The 17,246-nt window shown below is 57.6% G+C and carries 13 protein-coding genes, 1 tRNA gene and 2 other RNA genes; 7 read left to right on the plus strand and 9 right to left on the minus strand.

Annotated elements, in window-relative coordinates; translation table 11 throughout:
- Positions 1 to 90: 90 nt before the first annotated feature.
- The 8 genes from dppA to CWM58_RS11395 all read right to left on the minus strand — a co-directional run bounded on the left by dppA (position 91) and on the right by CWM58_RS11395 (position 8,598).
- The gene (dppA, locus tag CWM58_RS11350) at positions 91 to 1,698 is read right to left on the minus strand and encodes a dipeptide ABC transporter periplasmic-binding protein DppA (protein WP_061153008.1); all 1,608 of its coding nucleotides are present in this window, start codon (positions 1,696 to 1,698) and stop codon (positions 91 to 93) included.
- 837 nt (positions 1,699 to 2,535) lie between these two features.
- A non-coding RNA gene (locus CWM58_RS11360) (RtT sRNA) lies at positions 2,536 to 2,666 on the minus strand.
- A 34-nt stretch (positions 2,667 to 2,700) separates the two neighbouring features.
- A non-coding RNA gene (locus CWM58_RS11365) (RtT sRNA) lies at positions 2,701 to 2,832 on the minus strand.
- A gap of 34 nt (positions 2,833 to 2,866) precedes the next feature.
- Positions 2,867 to 2,943: transfer RNA gene (locus CWM58_RS11370), tRNA-Pro, on the minus strand.
- A gap of 119 nt (positions 2,944 to 3,062) precedes the next feature.
- Entirely contained in the window at positions 3,063 to 4,457 is a 1,395-nt protein-coding gene (locus CWM58_RS11375) for an ankyrin repeat domain-containing protein (protein ID WP_100680948.1), read from the minus strand.
- Positions 4,458 to 4,653: 196 nt separating this feature from the next.
- Positions 4,654 to 6,327 (minus strand): kdo(2)-lipid A phosphoethanolamine 7''-transferase, encoded by a 1,674-nt coding sequence (gene eptB / locus CWM58_RS11380; protein ID WP_061153006.1) that lies wholly within the window; start codon positions 6,325 to 6,327, stop codon positions 4,654 to 4,656.
- Positions 6,328 to 6,569: 242 nt separating this feature from the next.
- A complete protein-coding gene (locus CWM58_RS11385; protein ID WP_100676319.1) occupies positions 6,570 to 7,775 on the minus strand; it encodes an MFS transporter in 1,206 nt (401 codons plus the stop codon).
- Between the two features lie 241 nt (positions 7,776 to 8,016).
- Entirely contained in the window at positions 8,017 to 8,598 is a 582-nt protein-coding gene (locus tag CWM58_RS11395) for an autotransporter outer membrane beta-barrel domain-containing protein (RefSeq protein ID WP_162678233.1), read from the minus strand.
- A 205-nt stretch (positions 8,599 to 8,803) separates the two neighbouring features.
- Between CWM58_RS11395 and tag the strand changes: the two genes are divergently transcribed.
- Both tag and CWM58_RS11405 read left to right on the plus strand, forming a co-directional pair.
- Positions 8,804 to 9,385 carry a DNA-3-methyladenine glycosylase I gene (gene tag / locus CWM58_RS11400; protein ID WP_061153003.1) on the plus strand — a complete coding sequence of 194 codons (582 nt, stop codon included), beginning with the start codon at positions 8,804 to 8,806 and terminating at the stop codon, positions 9,383 to 9,385.
- Positions 9,363 to 9,803, plus strand: a complete 441-nt coding sequence (locus CWM58_RS11405; protein ID WP_061153002.1) for an N-acetyltransferase — start codon at positions 9,363 to 9,365, stop codon at positions 9,801 to 9,803. Before tag ends, CWM58_RS11405 begins: the two co-directional genes overlap by 23 nt.
- Here the strand turns inward: CWM58_RS11405 and CWM58_RS11410 are convergent.
- A complete protein-coding gene (locus tag CWM58_RS11410; RefSeq protein WP_061153001.1) occupies positions 9,772 to 12,102 on the minus strand; it encodes a molybdopterin guanine dinucleotide-containing S/N-oxide reductase in 2,331 nt (776 codons plus the stop codon). The two genes, CWM58_RS11405 and CWM58_RS11410, sit on opposite strands and share 32 nt — an antisense overlap.
- 167 nt (positions 12,103 to 12,269) lie before the next feature.
- Here CWM58_RS11410 and CWM58_RS11415 point away from each other — a divergent pair, with 167 nt between their 5' ends.
- The 5 genes from CWM58_RS11415 (at position 12,270) to CWM58_RS11435 (ending at position 17,237) form a co-directional block, all read left to right on the plus strand.
- Positions 12,270 to 12,932 (plus strand): OmpA family lipoprotein, encoded by a 663-nt coding sequence (locus CWM58_RS11415; RefSeq protein WP_100680949.1) that lies wholly within the window; start codon positions 12,270 to 12,272, stop codon positions 12,930 to 12,932.
- A gap of 103 nt (positions 12,933 to 13,035) precedes the next feature.
- Positions 13,036 to 14,052, plus strand: a complete 1,017-nt coding sequence (locus tag CWM58_RS11420) for a LacI family DNA-binding transcriptional regulator (RefSeq protein ID WP_100680950.1) — start codon at positions 13,036 to 13,038, stop codon at positions 14,050 to 14,052.
- A gap of 111 nt (positions 14,053 to 14,163) precedes the next feature.
- A complete protein-coding gene (locus CWM58_RS11425; RefSeq protein ID WP_100680951.1) occupies positions 14,164 to 14,913 on the plus strand; it encodes a sugar phosphate isomerase/epimerase family protein in 750 nt (249 codons plus the stop codon).
- Between the two features lie 3 nt (positions 14,914 to 14,916).
- Positions 14,917 to 15,852, plus strand: a complete 936-nt coding sequence (locus CWM58_RS11430) for a sugar kinase (protein WP_002921921.1) — start codon at positions 14,917 to 14,919, stop codon at positions 15,850 to 15,852.
- A 104-nt stretch (positions 15,853 to 15,956) separates the two neighbouring features.
- Entirely contained in the window at positions 15,957 to 17,237 is a 1,281-nt protein-coding gene (locus tag CWM58_RS11435; protein WP_061152997.1) for an MFS transporter, read from the plus strand.
- Positions 17,238 to 17,246 lie beyond the last annotated feature (9 nt).

A 17,246-nucleotide genomic window follows, 5' to 3' on the forward strand; every position in this document is an offset into this window, starting at 1 on the left:
CTGTATTGCTCACAAAAGCATTCCCCGGAATAGCGGGAATACGCCCCCTTCCTCTCCCGCGCGGGGAGAGGGGGTCAGGCATCGTGCTTATTATTCGACGGAGACGTTATCGAAGTGGTGTTTGCCCAGCGGATCCACCACATAGCCTTTGACTTCTTTACGCACCGGCTCATAGACGGTGGAGTGGGCGATGATCAGCGCCGGAGCCTGGTCATGCATCACTACCTGAGCCTGTTTGTACAGTTCAATACGCTTGTTGTGGTCGTCGGTAGCGCGGGCCGGCTGAATCAGATCTTCAAACGGCTTATAGCACCAGCGCGAGTAGTTGGAGCCGTCTTTCGCCGCGGCGCAGCTGAACAGGGTCGCGAAGAAGTTATCCGGATCCCCGTTGTCACCGGTCCAGCCCATCATTACGGTCTGGTGCTCGCCCGCTTTCGCCCGCTTCAGATACTCACCCCACTCATAGGTGACAATCTTGGCCTGGACGCCGACTTTCGCCCAGTCCGCCTGGATCATTTCAGCCATACGGCGGGCATTCGGGTTGTACGGACGCTGTACCGGCATCGCCCACAGGTCGATGGTGAAACCTTTTTCCAGGCCCGCTTCTTTCAGCAACTGCTTCGCCTTCTCCGGGTCGTAGGTGTAGTCTTTAACGTCGTCGTTATAGCCCCACATGGTCGGCGGGATCAGGTTCTTCGCCGCCTGGCCTGCGCCCTGGTAAACGGCTTTGATGATCGCTTCTTTGTTAACCGCGTAGGTCAGCGCCTGACGAACTTTGACGTCGTCCAGCGGTTTCTTCTCAGTGTTGAAGGAGAGATAACCGACGTTCAGGCCCGGCTGTTCCAGCAGGGTAATGTTCTTATCTTCCTTCATGCGCGCGATGTCCGCCGGGTTCGGGTACGGCATCACCTGGCACTCATTTTTCTGCAGCTTGGCATAGCGCACGGAAGCATCCGGGGTGATAGAGAAGACCAGACGATCGATCTTCGGCTTGGTACCCCAATAGCCCGGGAAGGCTTTATACAGAATGCGGGAATCTTTCTGGTACTGCAGCAGCTGGAATGGGCCGGTACCGATAGGATTGAGGTCCACTTTTTCCGGCGTGCCGGCTTTCAGCATGTTATCGGCATACTCTTTCGAGAGGATAGAGGCGAAGTCCATGGCCAGGTCAGCGAGGAACGGCGCTTCCGGGCGAGTCAGGACGAACTGGACGGTTTTATCGTCCACTTTCTTCACTTCGCTAATCAGGTCCTGCAGACCCATCCCTTCAAAGTATTCATAGCTGCCGCCAGAAACTTTATGGTACGGGTTATTGGTATTCTTCTGGCGATCGAAGGAGAACACGATGTCATCGGCGTTCAGGTCACGGGTTGGTTTGAAGTCTTTATTATCTTGCCACTTCACGCCCTGACGCAGATGGAAAGTATAGGTTTTGCCATCAGGACTGACTTCCCATTTCTCAGCAAGCCCTGGAATAACTTCCGTCGTACCGGTTTTAAATTCGACCAGGCGGTTATAGATCGGTACGGAACTGGCGTCATAGGTGGTGCCAGAGGTGAAGAGCTGTGGGTTAAAGCCTTCCGGCGAGCCTTCAGAACAATAAACCAGGGTTTTCGCTTGCACGCTGGCGGCGACGGTCATGGCGACCAGGCTCAGACCAAGCTTCAGCATCCCTGATTTCTTCAAGGAAATACTCATTATTCTGCTCCAAAACTGTGATGTTGTTTGCATATATCCGCCGGACCTTTATTTATTTTTATTCGTCCTATTTCAAACGACGGATGCGTTGGCTGCGCTCGATCATCCCAGTCACATCGTTATCTATGCTCAGGGGAGCTCGTACACTTGCCGCCTTTCCGCAGCTCGAACTATTTAGAATATACCCGGTCCAGTCGGTGGTGCCCGAAGGCGTAGAGAGAGATGGGGATTCCTTTCGCAAAAACGACTGAGTTGCAGTACGGATTCTCCATGAAATGCCCCTCATGCCCTACAATCTGTCAACAGAATGGGGAAACGTCAATACAGCCAGCCGGGTTTTACATCCAGCGTGAGAAACGGCAGGCAAAGATTAAAAAAACTTCAAGGCGCTATTTTCAGCAGAGAAATTTATGCTACGGGCCGATAAGCAGAATAAAGACCTTAATAATTTGCAACACGCAGAGGGAAACAATTCCAACAAATGAGAAAAATTTCTTGCTGTGTGACCAATATGTGAGCGATTAATAGCGCGAACGTTAAAGCGCACAGCGGAAAATGCTACATTTAGCCATAAGCTTCGCGAAAAAAGATCTGTTCATCGATAAAAAAATGCAATGGAAGATGTCACAAAATAGCGAATAGCTGGCTGGAAACGTGGGTAAAGACGTTAATTGTGATTCTGGTGGAATTTTTGGCCGGTAGCACACGGATAATGCCCGGCGGCGCTGCGCTTGCGCGGGCCTACGGAACACAAGTCGAACCTCTACCCCCGGAGGTTCTCATCCTCACAGGCTACAGATGCAAAAAAGCCTGCTCGTTGAGCAGGCTTTTCGAATTTGGTCGGTGATAGAGGATAACTCGCCACTTCGTGGCTCGCCTGCGGGCCGTTGCTGACGCAACGTTCTCTCGCTTCGCTCGAGTCGAACCTCTGCCCCCGGAGGTTCTCATCCTCACAGGCTACAGATGCAAAAAAGCCTGCTCGTTGAGCAGGCTTTTCGAATTTGGTCGGTGATAGAGGATGACTCGCCACTTCGTGGCTCGCCCTGCGGGCCGTTGCTGTCGCAACGTTCTCTCGCTTCGCTCGAGTCGAACCTCTGCCCCCGGAGGTTCTCATCCTCACAGGCTACGGATGCAAAAAAGCCTGCTCGTTGAGCAGGCTTTTCGAATTTGGTCGGTGATAGAGGATTCGAACCTCCGACCCCTTCGTCCCGAACGAAGTGCGCTACCAGGCTGCGCCAATCACCGAATGCGGGGCGCATCTTACTGCTGGGATGCCTACCCGTCAATGCCTTATTTTCAAAAAATCGCTCAACCGGCGAGAAACTCAGCAGCCTGAGCAGCGAATCGCCGGTTGGTCATTGTTTTCAGCGGCAGCTCACCTCAAACGCTTTGCGATACTCGGATACCTTACAGGTCACCGGCTCACCGAGATAGGTCGAGCCCGCCGGGTTGAATTTAAATTCCCCCAGCAGCATCGTCAGTTCCCCCAGCTCCGGACAGGATTGCTGATGGCGCATGATGTCCGGGCGGGTATCGTTATTTACCGCGCGGGCGATGTCGCTGTATGCCAGCTTGTCGGCAAAGGCATTGGCACAAAACTGGAGTTCGCTTTGCGCCATATGCGCGGCCTGCCCCTTCAGCTCAGCATGCTGCGCCAGCAGCAGCTGGCGAACCTCGTCGGCCCGGCTGTAGCCAATCGCCGTATAGCCGGCCTTATTGCTCAGATTGACGCTGGCGCCAGCCTCAAGCAGCGCCTCGACACTGGCTTTATTATTCATTTTGACCGCCAGCATCAGCGGGCTGAGGTCGTTGGCGGAGAGCTGGTCCACCTTTGCCCCGCGCTGCACCAGCGCCGCGATCACCGCAGGCGACCCCTGACCCGCCGCCACCTGCAGCGCCGTGAGCCCTTCACGGTTCGGCTTATCCACCTCCACACCGGAGGCCGACAGCGCCAGCACCAGATTGGGATCATCCCCCGCCGCCGCCAGAATCAGCGGAGTGGTGCCGGATTTATCCGCCAGGCTGGTGTCCGCCCCGGCGTTGGCCAGCGCCGTGATGGTTTCCGCCGAACGCGCGTGATCGACCGCGAGGAAAAAGGCCGATTCCCCTGAAGCATTGACGGCCTTCACGTCCGCCCCGTGCCTGATAAGCAGCGCCACAATTTCGTCGACGTTCTTCTTAAACGCGCCGGGTGCCAGTTGTAACGCCATGTCTTCGGTCATCAGCGCGCGGTTACCCGTCGCCAGCGATTTCGCCGCCGTTGCGCCGACGATTTTATCCAGCGTGCTCTCCTCCTCGACAGGCGCATCGGGCTTTTTCATCGCCAGAATATGCTGATAGTCGTTTCTGACGTCACCGCCGTCGGCAATGGCGGACATCAATGGCGTGCTCTTCTCGATGGTGGTCTGATTCACCGCCGCTCCCGCCTGGAGAAGATCGCCGATAATCGCGGTATCGCTGCCTCGCGCCGCCGCCAACATCAGCGCCGTCACGCCCTGGCGCGTCTGGAGATTCGGCTTCGCCTGACGCTTAAGCAGTAACGCCACTACATCGCGACGATTTTCCGCGGCAGCGACCATCAGGCCACTTAAGCCGGTTTTATCCTGACCATCCACATCAATGCCGTTATTCAGCATGGCTTCGATCGTCGCCGGCGCATCGTATTTACAGGCCAGCAGGAACTGGCTGGTCTCTTCCTCAGACTGGCAGCCCACGAGCATCAACAGGCACAGCAAGGCCAACCCCTTTATCACCTTCATCCTTTCTCTCCATGAAAAGTTCGAGCACAGGGGAAGCAAGGAAACTGGAGGGTAATCAAAGAAGAAGAGGCAACCTGCCAGACACGTCCACTGTGCGAAAAAAATCCCTCGCGCGACGTCAGCCGGCGAGGGATTAGCTTATCCTGGGCTCAGGAAGGGAAAACAGACCCGAGAATCTGAAAATAAAATCTGTGCCTTACTTTTTCCAGCGGCACCAGTTGTTATTCTCATTGATCCCGCCATCCGGCGAGGTATAGCCGAGGCAGCCCATAATGGTGTCATACAGCTCAACGTGACGGCGCGGCACCTTCATCGCGGCCTGCTGCTGCAGATGGGCAAACGCGGCGGCGTGATCGGGGTTCTCCAGGTATTTATCCGACATCCACACCATCATCGGCACGCGGAACTGCTCCGGCGGCGCCATCTTGCGCGGCGTTCCGTGCAGGTGTTCACGCTCGTTAATCGACTCCCCATGATCGGCGGCATAGAACACAATCGCTTTCTTATCCCGCAGCTGGTCGAGGACGCTGACGATAAAGTGATCGACGTAGGTCACGCTGTTATCGTAGGAGTTAATCAGCTCCGCTTTCGAGCACTTGTTGTCAACGCCGACGCACTCCGGCTTCCACTGGGCAAAGCTGCGCGGGTAGCGTTGGGTATAGTTAAAATGAGAGCCTTTGGTGTGGATGATGATCAGATGCTTACCTGACGCATTGTCCTGCGCCATACCGCGCTTCATCTCCTCCACCAGCAGCATATCGTCAACGCTCTTGCCGCGGTTGCGCGGCTCGGCGCCAATTTGCTCGCGGTAGGCGATATTGTTGGCCATCGTGTTGCTGTAGAACCACATCTCGCTCTGCATGGCATAGAGATTGCCGTTGAAGCCCAACTGATGAAGCACGGCAAAGACGTTCTGCTCTTTGAGCGTCCGCTGCGGGTTATCCTCCGCCCCGCCCTGACGCACAAACATGCAGCGCAACGACAGCTTGGTGGCGGTATCGCAGGAGTAGCCGCGGAAGGCGACGAGATTCTTCTCTTTCTCCAGCTCTGGCGTGGTGTTGCGGCTATAGCCGAGGATGCCCATATGGTCCCAGCGGGTCGTTTCGCCAATGATGAATACCACGTAGGTGTCATCAAGTCCCTCAGGGGCGACGTAGGTAAACTTCTTCGCCGGGTTAATTAGCGATTTATTATCCGAGGATTCATCCACCTGCGCCCAGGCGTACAGCCCCAGCGCCGACAGCCAGTTTGATGGCAGGTAGGAGTTGGCGATCACCCCGCCGTAGCTGGGCATATCCACTTCCGAATGGCGCTCCACATCGTGCTGACGCAGCTCAAGCAGGCGGATGGGGCCCCAGACAATAAGTCCGGCCAGCACCACGATCAGCACGTTTTTAACCCGCTGGCCTGGGGTGCGCAATTGGCGCAGCAGCGTATGGCGGCAGCGGTTACTCCAGATAAACAGCAGCGGCGGCGCACTCACCACCACCAGCCAGAGGATCAGGTGCCAGCCGATAACCTCTTTCGACAGGTCGATATCGGTGGTCATCACCGAGGCGATAATTCCGTAGCCAATCACCACATTGAGGAACGTCATGTAGTAACTGGCGGCGGCGGAAAACAGGACAATCAGCGTCGCCAGAATGCGCCAGATGCGGCGGCCAAACAGTGACAGCAGACGTAACAGGAAGAAGGTGACAAAGACCGTGGCAACCAGTTCAACGACACCGGAAAGCCCTTTCCAGAAAGTGAACTCTTGAGCATAGCCATCGAAACGCCGGAAAAAAACGGCGACGTTCATAAACCAGCCGATGTACAGCGCCAGCCAAAAACTAAGCTTCTGCTGCGTCATCGTTCTAATATATTTCATGCAAGCAAACCTGGAAAAAGAAGAATAAAACACCGCCTGACGCTGTGGCACGAGTCAGTAGGCTAATAGGGTGCGTTAGGGTTGGTTATCAGAAACCTCTACAAAGCGCGATAAGTAGACCACAGGGAACGGGAAAAGTATCAGGAGGGAATGTGATCCAGCCAAACATTTACAAAACATTTGGCTGGATTGGCACTATTTGCTTAGGGGATTAACCAGGGGCGCGTTTCACGCTGCAGGTTTCAGGCATGCGCCTCGCTATAGACTCTGCCTTTCGGCTGACGAATGGTGGTGGACAGCGCCAGCGACAGAATCAGCAGGGCGAAGATCACGCAGAAAGTCACGTAGAAGCCGCCGAACAGTGAAGCGATGAGAGAGCCGCAGATGCTGCCGATACCAAAGCCCAGATAAATCACGCCATAGTTTTTCGCCAGATTGTTCAGGCCAAAGAACTCACTCACCAGTGACGGGAAGACGGTGATGGTGCCGCCGAAGTTAAAGGCGACGCAGGCGATGGCGGCGAAGAAAGTCATGGCATTCAGCGGGGCGAACAGCAGCGCGGCCATCCCCACCAGCGACACCACCTGGCCGATGGTAATCACACGAATGCGGGAGATTTTGTCGGACAGGATGCCTAACACCAGGCGGCCGCTGAGGTTAGCAATCGAGATAACCGTGACCGCGTTTGCCGCCGTGGCGACATCCAGGTGGACCATCCCCTGGGCAATATCTTTCGCCACGCCAATCACGTACAGACCGCTCATGCAGGCCGTCAGGAACATCACCGCCAACATCCAGTACTGCGGTTTGCGCATTGATTCCGCCAGGCTGAAGTCGTTTTCTACCACGCCATTGGCCGCGGTGGTCGCCGTATGATTCGGCGCATCTTTCATCAGGGTCGCGCCAAACACAATCATCACCAGCACGATAGCGCCCCAGATGACGAAGGTTTTTTCCAGACCGACGGTGGCCAGCAGATGGGAGTCAATGAATTTGAACCCCAGGCTGCCGAGACCATAGGAACCGATGGAGAAAGCGGAGATCAGCCCTTTACGTTCAGGGAACCACTTCACGCAGTTCGACAGCGTCAGCAGATAACCGGCACCGTCCGCCAGCCCCACCAGCACGCCCGCGCTCAGCCACAGCATCATCAGGCTGCTGGAGTGCGCGGTCAGGAAGAAGCCCAGACCGAGCAGGATCCCGGAGGCCATCGTGACGCGCTTAACGCCAAAGCGCTCCTGCAGTTTCCCGGCAACCGACGAGGAGAGCGCCAGCCCGAGGCTCAGCAGGCCAAAGGAGAAAGCCACCCGGCTAACCGGCTCGCCCAGTTTGTCAGACAGCGAACTATTAAACAGGCTCCAGGTATAGACCGAACCGAGAGCAAATTGGGTGATGATAGTGCCGATTAGCGTAAGCCAGCGGGTCGATTGACGGTTTGCAGCGTTCATAGCAGTTGTCCTGATAAATTAACTGCCGCCACAATAGCGAAGGCCCCTCATCCTGTGGGGAAAAAAGGCATGAACTGCCATCAGCAGGGAATGAAATGCATTAATGGCGGAACGAATGACATTGCAAAACATTCATTCCGCGAATTTCAGGCAAAAAGTTAGTGTGCGCTATCTCACAGAAATGCGCCATTACTGAGATTTAACAATAACCGTGTCGTTTCAAACGCGTAACAATGTCGGGTTAAAAGTTGGCGCTGACGCCCATCAGATAGAGCGTATTTTCCCCCGATGGGACATTGTCCGCCTGCGACAGCGTCGCCCATGCTGCCACGTGGGATCCCAACTGCATATCGGCCCCCAGGGTGACATCACTCCAGCCGCCTTCTCTGGCGCGGGTCGTCGGCGACCAGGCATCGCTGGCGAGCGACTGGTTATAGCTCACCTGAGCCCAGGGATGTACGCCCCACAGCGACTGATAATCCATGCGCCAGCCGAGCGTGTTGACATACCCCGTCTCGCCCGCGCTTCTCGTCACCGGCGCGGTGACATCGCTGCGCAGGCTGGCCACCGGCCCGGAGGTCATGCCATTTGCCAGCAGATAATTCCAGCCGACGCTCTGACCACGACTGCTGTCCGGTGGTGCCAGCGCCTGGTTTAATGCCAGCCCGCCGGGCGTCTCTGAGGACTTCATCCGCTCAGCAAGAATATCTTCGTAACGTGGTTGGTGATCGCTATCCCATGTATAGCGTTCCGGCGTATTACTTTTTGTATCGATAGCGATATATTCCTGTTGCCAGGCATTCGCTCCAGAGACACACAACACCCAGACGGATATGCTCGCCGGGATCAAGAAGCCCCGGAGGCCATTGCATTTCTTTATTATCATTAATGCGACTCCAGAAAAGAGCCGAATCGGCAATATTGCTGTGTTTTTTTTGGGGATACGATTTCCCTGTATTAACTATTATCTTTATCTTTCAGCCGTCAAGCCGGGCGTTCACTTTTTTAGCGTAGAGGGAGAAATATCAATGCAACGTTGCGGATGGGTGAGCCAGGATCCGTTATATATCGAGTATCACGATACCGAATGGGGTGTGGCGCAAAAAGAGGGCCGTCAGCTGTTTGAAATGATCTGCCTTGAGGGCCAGCAGGCCGGTTTGTCCTGGATCACCGTGTTAAAAAAACGGCAGAACTACCGCCAGGCTTTTCACCAGTTCGACCCGGTACGCGTGGCAGCGATGGGGGAAGATGATGTCGAGCAGTTGCTACAGAATGCCGGCATCATTCGCCATCGGGGAAAAATTCAGGCCATTATCGGCAACGCCCGCGCTTACCTGGCGATGGAAGAAAATGGCGAGTCGTTCACTGATTTTGTCTGGTCCTTCGTCAACAATGAGCCGCAGGTAACGTGCGCCGCGACGCTGGCGGAAATCCCCACCACGACGCCGGCCTCAGATGCGCTATCGAAGGCATTGAAAAAACGCGGCTTTAAATTTGTCGGCTCGACAATCTGTTATTCCTTTATGCAGGCCTGTGGGCTGGTCAACGACCATGTCACCGGCTGCTTCTGTCACCCTGGAGGTCAGGATGATCCGCAAGTGGGACACTAAAGATACCGCTCCGCTGCTGGCGCTGTGGCTGGACAGCACGATTCATGCTCATCCCTTTATCAGCGAAAGTTACTGGCGCGACAGCATCGCGGTGGTACGGGATGTCTATCTTCCCGCCGCCAGCACCTGGGTCTGGGAGCGCGACGGAGTATTAAAAGGCTTTGTTAGCGTGCTGGACTCCCGCTTCGTCGGCGCATTGTTTGTCGCGCCGGACGCCATCCGCCAGGGCATTGGCCAGGCGCTGTTGGATGAAGTCAAACAGCACTACGCCTGGCTTAGCCTTGAGGTTTACCAGAAGAACGAATCGGCGGTCAGTTTCTACCATGCGCAGGGCTTCCGGATTGAAGACTGCGCATGGCAGGACGATACTCAGCACCCGACGTGGATTATGCGTTGGCCGGCGGATCAAATGCTGTAAGCGGCAGCGCCGGGCCGGTATATTTCTCCAGCCACGCCAGGGCGGTGTTCCCGGCACAGCCGTTGCCGAGCCGGGATGTCGGGATATCTTTGGTTAAGACGTTCACCGCCCCGTTTTTGCAGATGCCCACCAGCGGATCCAGGTCGGGCCATGCCCCTTCATGCAGGCAAATCACTCCCGGGCGGATCCCCTCCGTCACCACGGCGCCGGCCAGCACCTGACCGCGGGCGTTCCACACCCGCACCAAATCGCCATCGGCAATCCCGCGCGCCTGCGCATCCTGCGGATGGATGGTCAACGGTTCGCGTCCGGCGACGGCATAGCGTTCGCGCAGCGCGGTATAGTTCAGCTGGCTGTGCAGACGGTGTGCCGGATGGGCCGACAGCAGCTGCAGCTGCCCTGCCTCGGCGTTGCCGTGCCACTCGTCGGGCTCCAGCCACATCGGGTGCGGCGGGCAATCGGCGTAGCCAAAGGCGGCGATGGTTGGTGAGTGGATCTCAATTTTACCGCTCGCCGTTTTCAGCGGGTTGGCCTGCGGATCGTCGCGGAAGGCGGCGAAGCGGGCAAAACGGGCATTCTCCGGCTCCTCCGGCATCTCAATCAGCTGGTTAGCCTGCCAGAATTCGGCAAACGGCGGCAGCGTCACCTGCTGCTGGGCGCCGCGCCGGGCGGCCATCTGATAGAAGGTCTCCAGCCACTGCAAATCACTCTTCCCTTCAGTGAAGCGCTCGCGGCCGCCCGCTTCCCAGCGTTCGCTGAGGTCGGCAAAGACTGCGAAATCGTCGCGCGCTTCATCTCGCGGGGCGACCACCTGCTTCATCGGCACCAGATGCTGATTGCTGTAATCCCCGGTCATGGTCAGATCGTTGCGCTCAAACGAGGTGGTCGCCGGCAGGACGATATCGGCATGGCGCGCGGCGGCGGTCCAGAAGCATTCGGAGATGACGATCAGCTCCGGTTTCTGCCAGGCCTGAATCAATCGGTTGGTGTCCTGATGATGAGTAAAGTTGGCCCCGCCGGCCCACCAGATAAAGCGAATATCGGGGAAGCGACGCGCCATGCCGTTGTGCTGATAGTCCGCCCCCGGATTCTCCAGCGCCTCGACGATCCGCGCGACCGGGATCTTCTCCACCGCGTCTACGCCCCCGGCGACGCTTCCCTGCATTGAGCCCAGCACCGCCGCGCGGCGCGTCGGGTTGCCGCCGTTGGCGAAATGGTAGGAAAGACCAAACCCGCCTCCCGGGGTGCCAATCTGCCCCAGCATGGCGGCCAGGGTGACCAACATCCAGTGCTTCTGCTCGCCATACTGCTGGCGCTGCATGCCCCAGCCAGACATCAGCATGGTGGTGTTTTCATGGAAAAGTTTCGCCAGTTCGCGGATCTTATCCGCTTCCACGCCGCAGATCGCCGCCGCCCAGTCAGCGGTTTTCGCTACGCCGTCGCTTTCGCCGGTCAGATAGCGGGCAAAAATATCGTAGCCGCTGGTGCAGCGGGTAAGAAACGCATCATCCTGCCAGCTATTTTCCACCAGCGTATGGGCGATCCCCAGCATCAGCGCGACATCGGTGCCCATATGCGGGGCGATCCATTCCATCGAATCGCCAAAGAAATCGACGGTTTCCGATCGCATCGGATCGATGCAGATCAGGCGCTTGCCGCTCTGGCGCAGCCGGTCGAACCACGGGATCCCCTGCTCGTCGGAGGCGTTCCAGGCAATTTTCAGCGTGTTCAGCGGATTGGCGCTCCACAGCACCACCACCTCGCTATGCTCGAGCACCAGCGGCCAGCTGGTCTGCTGCTGATACACCTCATTGCCGCCCACGACGTAAGGCATGATCGCCTGCGCCGCGCCGGTGGAGTAATCGCCAAGATGGCCGGTATAGCCGCCTGCCAGGCTCATGTAGCGCTGCAGCAGTGTCGCCGCCTTATGCAACACGCCGTTAGAACGCCAGCCGTAGGAGCCGGCGAAAATCGACTGCGGACCGTAGCTTTCGCGGATCCGCCGATGCTGGGCATCAATCAAATCCAGCGCCTGATCCCAGCTCACCCGCACGAATTCATCCTGACCGCGGACCCCCTGCGGCGTTTCCGGTGAAGCAAGGAAGCCTTTGCGCACCATCGGATAGCGCACGCGGGTTTTGCTGTGGACCTGATCGCGCACCGCCGTTTGCAGCGAGTTGGCAAACGGTGTCGCCAGCGCGCCCCGGGAGGAGAGGACGTTTTCACCGTCCGTTTCCACCAGCATCGGTCCCCAGTGGGCGGCGGTTAAGATGGTTTTGGTTGCAGATGAGGTTGGCAAGGGTGGCTCCTGGTCAGCGAATGCAGGTGTCATGACGGCGTGATGGGCAACCGTTCAATGTTATTTACAAAATGAGATGGTATCCGGGGAATTTTCTACGTAATCACGCGTCATAATCAACCGTCACGTTCGCTGTGACAAAGAATAAAAAGGATTAAGGACATTAAATGAAAAAACGCGTACTTATGATTGCGGCGCTGGTCAGCGGCACTCTGGCCATTTCTGGCTGCACCACCAACCCCTATACCGGTGAACGTGAAGCAGGTAAATCCGGTATTGGCGCAGGTATTGGCTCCTTAGTGGGCGCTGGCGTCGGCGCGCTCTCCTCTTCCAAACATGACCGCGGCAAAGGCGCGCTGATTGGCGCAGCGGCAGGCGCGGCGCTCGGCGGCGGCATTGGTTACTACATGGACGTGCAGGAAGCGAAGCTGCGCGACAAGATGCAGGGAACCGGGGTTAGCGTGACGCGAAATGGCGACAATATCGTGCTGAACATGCCGAATAACGTCACCTTCGACAGCAACAGCGCCAACCTGAAGCCGGCCGGCGCCAACACCCTGACCGGCGTGGCCATGGTGCTGAAAGAGTACGAGAAAACCGCTGTTAACGTCGTCGGCTACACCGACAGCACCGGCAGCAAGGATCTGAATATGCGTCTGTCGCAACAGCGTGCAGACAGCGTCGCCAGCGCGCTGATCACGCAGGGCGTGGCGGCCAACCGCATTCGCACCACCGGCATGGGGCCGGCGAATCCTATCGCCAGCAACAATACGGCGGAAGGCAAAGCGCAGAACCGTCGCGTGGAAATTACCCTCAGCCCGCTACAGTAAGCGCATCCTCATGTCGCCCGGCAGCCGCTCTGCCGGGCAAAATGCTTGATATCGCTATTTTTCGCGCTAATGTGTTGGCAGATTTTCAGCAAAGGAAGCCACCATGGCGAAAGCGGCGCGTGCAACTATCAGCGATGTGGCGAAAGCCGCAAAGACCGGCAAAACCAGCATTTCACGTTATCTCAACGGCGAGAAGCATCTGCTTTCCGACGATCTGTTATCACGTATTGAAAAAGCCATTGCCGAACTCGACTACCGCCCCAGCCTGATGGCCCGCGGCCTCAAGCACGGCCGAACCCGCCTTATTGGCCTGATCATCGCCGATATCACCAACCCCTACTCGGTCAATGTTCTGAGCGGCATTGAAGCGGCCTGCCGGGAAAAAGGCTTCACCCTTCTGGTGTGTAATACCAATAACGAGCTGGATCAGGAACTGCACTACCTCGACCTGCTGCGCAGCTACCAGGTGGAAGGCATCGTGGTCAACGCGGTCGGTATGCGTGAGGATGGCCTGAACCGCCTGCAGCAGTCAGCCCTGCCGATGGTGCTGATTGACCGTAAAATTCCCGATTTCGCCTGCGATGTGGTCGGGCTTGATAACGCCCAGGCCGCCACCACCGCCACCGAACACCTGGTGGAGAAAGGGTTTGAGGCCATCCTGTTTCTCAGCGAACCGCTGGGCTCGGTGAATACCCGCCGCGAGCGTCTGAGCGCTTTTCGCACTACCCTCACTCGTCACCACGGCGTGGTGGCTGAAAACGCCGAAGTGCAGCTCAACGACGGCGCGATGATGGACAACGTCCTGCGCCAGTTCCATGCTCGCCACCGCGGGATGCGCAAAGCGGTCATCTCCGCCAACGGCGCCCTGACGCTGCAGGTGGCCCGCGCTCTGAAGCGCGTCGGCCTGATCTGGGGGAGCGATATCGGCCTGCTGGGCTTCGACGAACTGGAGTGGGCGGAGCTGGCTGGCGTCGGTATTACCACCCTCAAACAGCCGACGTGGCAGATCGGCTACGCCGCGGTCGAACAGGTGATTCGGCGCATTGCCGGCACTAACGACCCCATCCGCGAGCGGGTCTTCTCCGGCGAGCTTATCGTCCGCGGATCAACCTCCCGTTAACGATCCTTCGTGATGCCGATCATAAATTAAACATCTCGCCCTTTCTTATGGAACCGATACCATCTAGCGTATTAAGGAGATTAAGCAACAAACGCCGGGAGTAAGAGCGCGATGGCCAGAAAAATTATTGTCGTTACCGCTGCGTATGGTAATGACCATGTTAAATCCTTAGGCGGCCAGGCCGCCGTCCTGCCGTTTATCGCCGACGCCGGTGCGGACGGCGTCGAAATCCGCCGTGAGCTGTGCAGCTCGGAAGAGCTCAACGCTCTGCCGTCGCTGGCGGCCACCATTGAGCGCCACGGCCTGCTGGCCTGCTACTCCGTGCCGCAGGCGCTGTTCGCCGATAACGGCGAGCTCAACCCGGAACTCCCGGCGCTGCTCGCGGAAGCGCAAACCCTGAATGCCCTGTGGCTGAAGCTCTCCCTTGGCCATTTCCTCCACAATCAGCAGTTGGATGAGTTGCGCGATATCCTCAGCGACAGCGGCATGGCGTTGGTGGTAGAGAATGACCAGACCGACTGCGGCCAGCTGGCGCCGATGCAGCGCTTCAAAGCCGCCTGCCGGGTCAATCAGCTGCCGATCACCTTAACGTTTGATATGGGCAACTGGCTGTGGGTCGGCGACTCGCCGGAAGAGGCGGCACGTCACCTTGCGCCGGCGGTCAGCTATATTCATGTGAAAGCCGCGGAGCCCCATCATGAGAAATTCCGCGCGGTACCGCCGGATCAGGCCGCCGATCGCTGGCTGGCCCTGCTCGATAATCTTCCCGCCGACGCGCCGCGTGGAATCGAGTTTCCGCTGACTGGCCATGACCTGACGGCCGTGACCCGCCGCTACGTCAACCTGTTACGCGAGGATTAAGCCGTGGAAAATTTAGATGTCATCACCATCGGCGAAGCTATGGCCATGTTTGTCGCCACCGAAACCGGCGATCTGGCCGAGGTGGAGCATTTCATGAAACGCGTTGCCGGCGCCGAACTGAACGTCGCCACCGGCCTGGCGCGCCTGGGTCTGAAGGTCGGCTGGGTCAGCCGCGTCGGCAACGACAGCTTTGGCCGCTTCGTACTGCAATCGCTGGCGAAAGAGGGGATCGATAGCCATGCTGTCGCCATCGACAACCGCTTCGCTACCGGTTTCCAGATGAAATCGAAAGTCGAAAATGGAACCGATCCCATTGTGGAATATTTCCGCAAAGGCTCTGCCGCCAGCCATCTGTCGCCGGACGATTTTCGCGCCGACTACTTCACCAGCGCCCGCCATCTGCACCTGAGCGGCGTGGCCGCCGCGCTCTCTGAAAGCTCATATGCGCTGCTGGAGCATGCGGCGAAGGTCATGAAAGCCGAGGGAAAAACCCTCTCTTTCGACCCCAATCTGCGCCCGGTGCTGTGGAAAAGCGAAGCCGAGATGGTGGAGAAACTCAACCGTCTCGCCTTCCAGGCTGACTGGGTTTTGCCAGGCTTAAAAGAGGGCGTGATTCTCACCGGCCAGCAGACCCCGGAAGGGATCGCCGATTTTTATCTCTCCCGCGGCGTCAAGGCGGTAGTCATTAAAACCGGCTGCGACGGCGCCTGGTTCAAGAGCGCCAGCGGCGAACAGGGAACGGTTGATGCCATTAAAGTCGATAACGTCGTCGATACCGTCGGCGCCGGCGACGGCTTTGCCGTCGGGGTGATTAGCGCCCTGCTGGAAGGCAAAACCCTGCTTCAGGCGGTGAACCGCGGCAATAAAATCGGTTCGCTGGCGATTCAGGTCCAGGGCGACAGCGAGGGGCTGCCCACCCGCGACGCGCTGGGCGAATAACATTTATACGCAACAATAACAGCCGTCCTGTACCCTACCTGCAGCGCGGCACAGCAGCGTCCGTTTCGACGGACGGATGTCACCTCATTGACAGAGGCAAGCCTATGAATAGCTCAACAAATGCAACGAAACGCTGGTGGTATATCATGCCTATCGTGTTTATCACGTATAGCCTGGCGTACCTCGACCGTGCCAACTTCAGCTTCGCCTCCGCGGCAGGCATTACCGAAGACCTGGGCATCACCAAGGGGATCTCCTCCCTGCTGGGAGCCCTGTTCTTCCTTGGCTACTTCTTCTTCCAGATCCCCGGCGCTATCTATGCGGAGCGCCGCAGCGTTCGCAAACTGATCTTTATCTGCCTGATCCTGTGGGGCGGTTGCGCCTCGCTGACCGGTATTGTGCATAATATCCCGGCGCTGGCGGCTATCCGCTTCATCCTCGGCGTCGTTGAAGCCGCGGTGATGCCGGCGATGCTGATCTATATCAGCAACTGGTTCACCAAATCAGAACGCTCTCGCGCCAACACCTTCCTGATCCTCGGTAACCCGGTGACGGTCCTGTGGATGTCGGTGGTCTCTGGCTACCTGATTCAGGCCTTCGGCTGGCGGGAAATGTTCATCATCGAAGGGGTGCCGGCGGTGATCTGGGCCTTCTGCTGGTGGGTGCTGGTGAAAGACAAACCGTCGCAGGTTAACTGGCTGGCGGAGAGTGAAAAAGCCGCGTTGCAGGAACAACTGGATCGTGAGCAGCAAGGCATCAAGGCGGTGCGTAACTATAGCGAGGCTTTCCGCTCCCGCAACGTGGTCCTGCTCTGCGCACAGTACTTTGCCTGGAGTATCGGGGTGTACGGTTTTGTACTGTGGCTGCCGTCGATTATCCGTAGCGGTGGTGAAAATATGGGGATGGTGGAAGTGGGTTGGCTCTCTTCTGTTCCTTATCTGGCGGCCACTATCGCCATGATCGTCGTCTCCTGGGCGTCCGATAAAATGCAGAACCGTAAACTGTTCGTCTGGCCGCTGCTGTTGATTGGCGGACTGGCCTTCATCGGCTCCTGGGCGGTCGGCGCCAATCATTTCTGGGTCTCTTACACCCTGCTGGTGGTGGCCGGTGCGGCAATGTATGCGCCTTACGGTCCCTTCTTCGCCATTATTCCGGAAATGCTGCCGCGCAACGTCGCCGGAGGCGCCATGGCGCTGATCAACAGTATGGGCGCTCTGGGCTCCTTCTGCGGCTCGTGGTTTGTCGGCTACCTGAACGGTGCCACCGGCAGCCCCGCAGCCTCCTATATTTTTATGGGGGTGGCGCTTTTCGCCTCAGTATTGCTGACTTTGATTGTTAAGCCTGCTAATAATCAAAACCTTCCGCTTGGCGCTCATCACGCCTGAACTATTTCT

This window comes from Klebsiella sp. H-Nf2 (assembly GCF_002806645.1).
GTDB classification, from domain to species: Bacteria; Pseudomonadota; Gammaproteobacteria; order Enterobacterales; family Enterobacteriaceae; genus Klebsiella; species Klebsiella variicola.

Coding starts and splice junctions, on each gene's coding strand:
- dppA (WP_061153008.1), bottom strand. CDS start 1,698: ATGAGTATTTCCTTGAAGAAATCAGGGATGCTGAAGCTTGGTCTGAGC.
- CWM58_RS11375 (WP_100680948.1), bottom strand. CDS start 4,457: ATGAAGGTGATAAAGGGGTTGGCCTTGCTGTGCCTGTTGATGCTCGTG.
- eptB (WP_061153006.1), bottom strand. CDS start 6,327: ATGAAATATATTAGAACGATGACGCAGCAGAAGCTTAGTTTTTGGCTG.
- CWM58_RS11385 (WP_100676319.1), bottom strand. CDS start 7,775: ATGAACGCTGCAAACCGTCAATCGACCCGCTGGCTTACGCTAATCGGC.
- tag (WP_061153003.1), top strand. CDS start 8,804: ATGCAACGTTGCGGATGGGTGAGCCAGGATCCGTTATATATCGAGTAT.
- CWM58_RS11405 (WP_061153002.1), top strand. CDS start 9,363: ATGATCCGCAAGTGGGACACTAAAGATACCGCTCCGCTGCTGGCGCTG.
- CWM58_RS11415 (WP_100680949.1), top strand. CDS start 12,270: ATGAAAAAACGCGTACTTATGATTGCGGCGCTGGTCAGCGGCACTCTG.
- CWM58_RS11420 (WP_100680950.1), top strand. CDS start 13,036: ATGGCGAAAGCGGCGCGTGCAACTATCAGCGATGTGGCGAAAGCCGCA.
- CWM58_RS11425 (WP_100680951.1), top strand. CDS start 14,164: ATGGCCAGAAAAATTATTGTCGTTACCGCTGCGTATGGTAATGACCAT.
- CWM58_RS11435 (WP_061152997.1), top strand. CDS start 15,957: ATGAATAGCTCAACAAATGCAACGAAACGCTGGTGGTATATCATGCCT.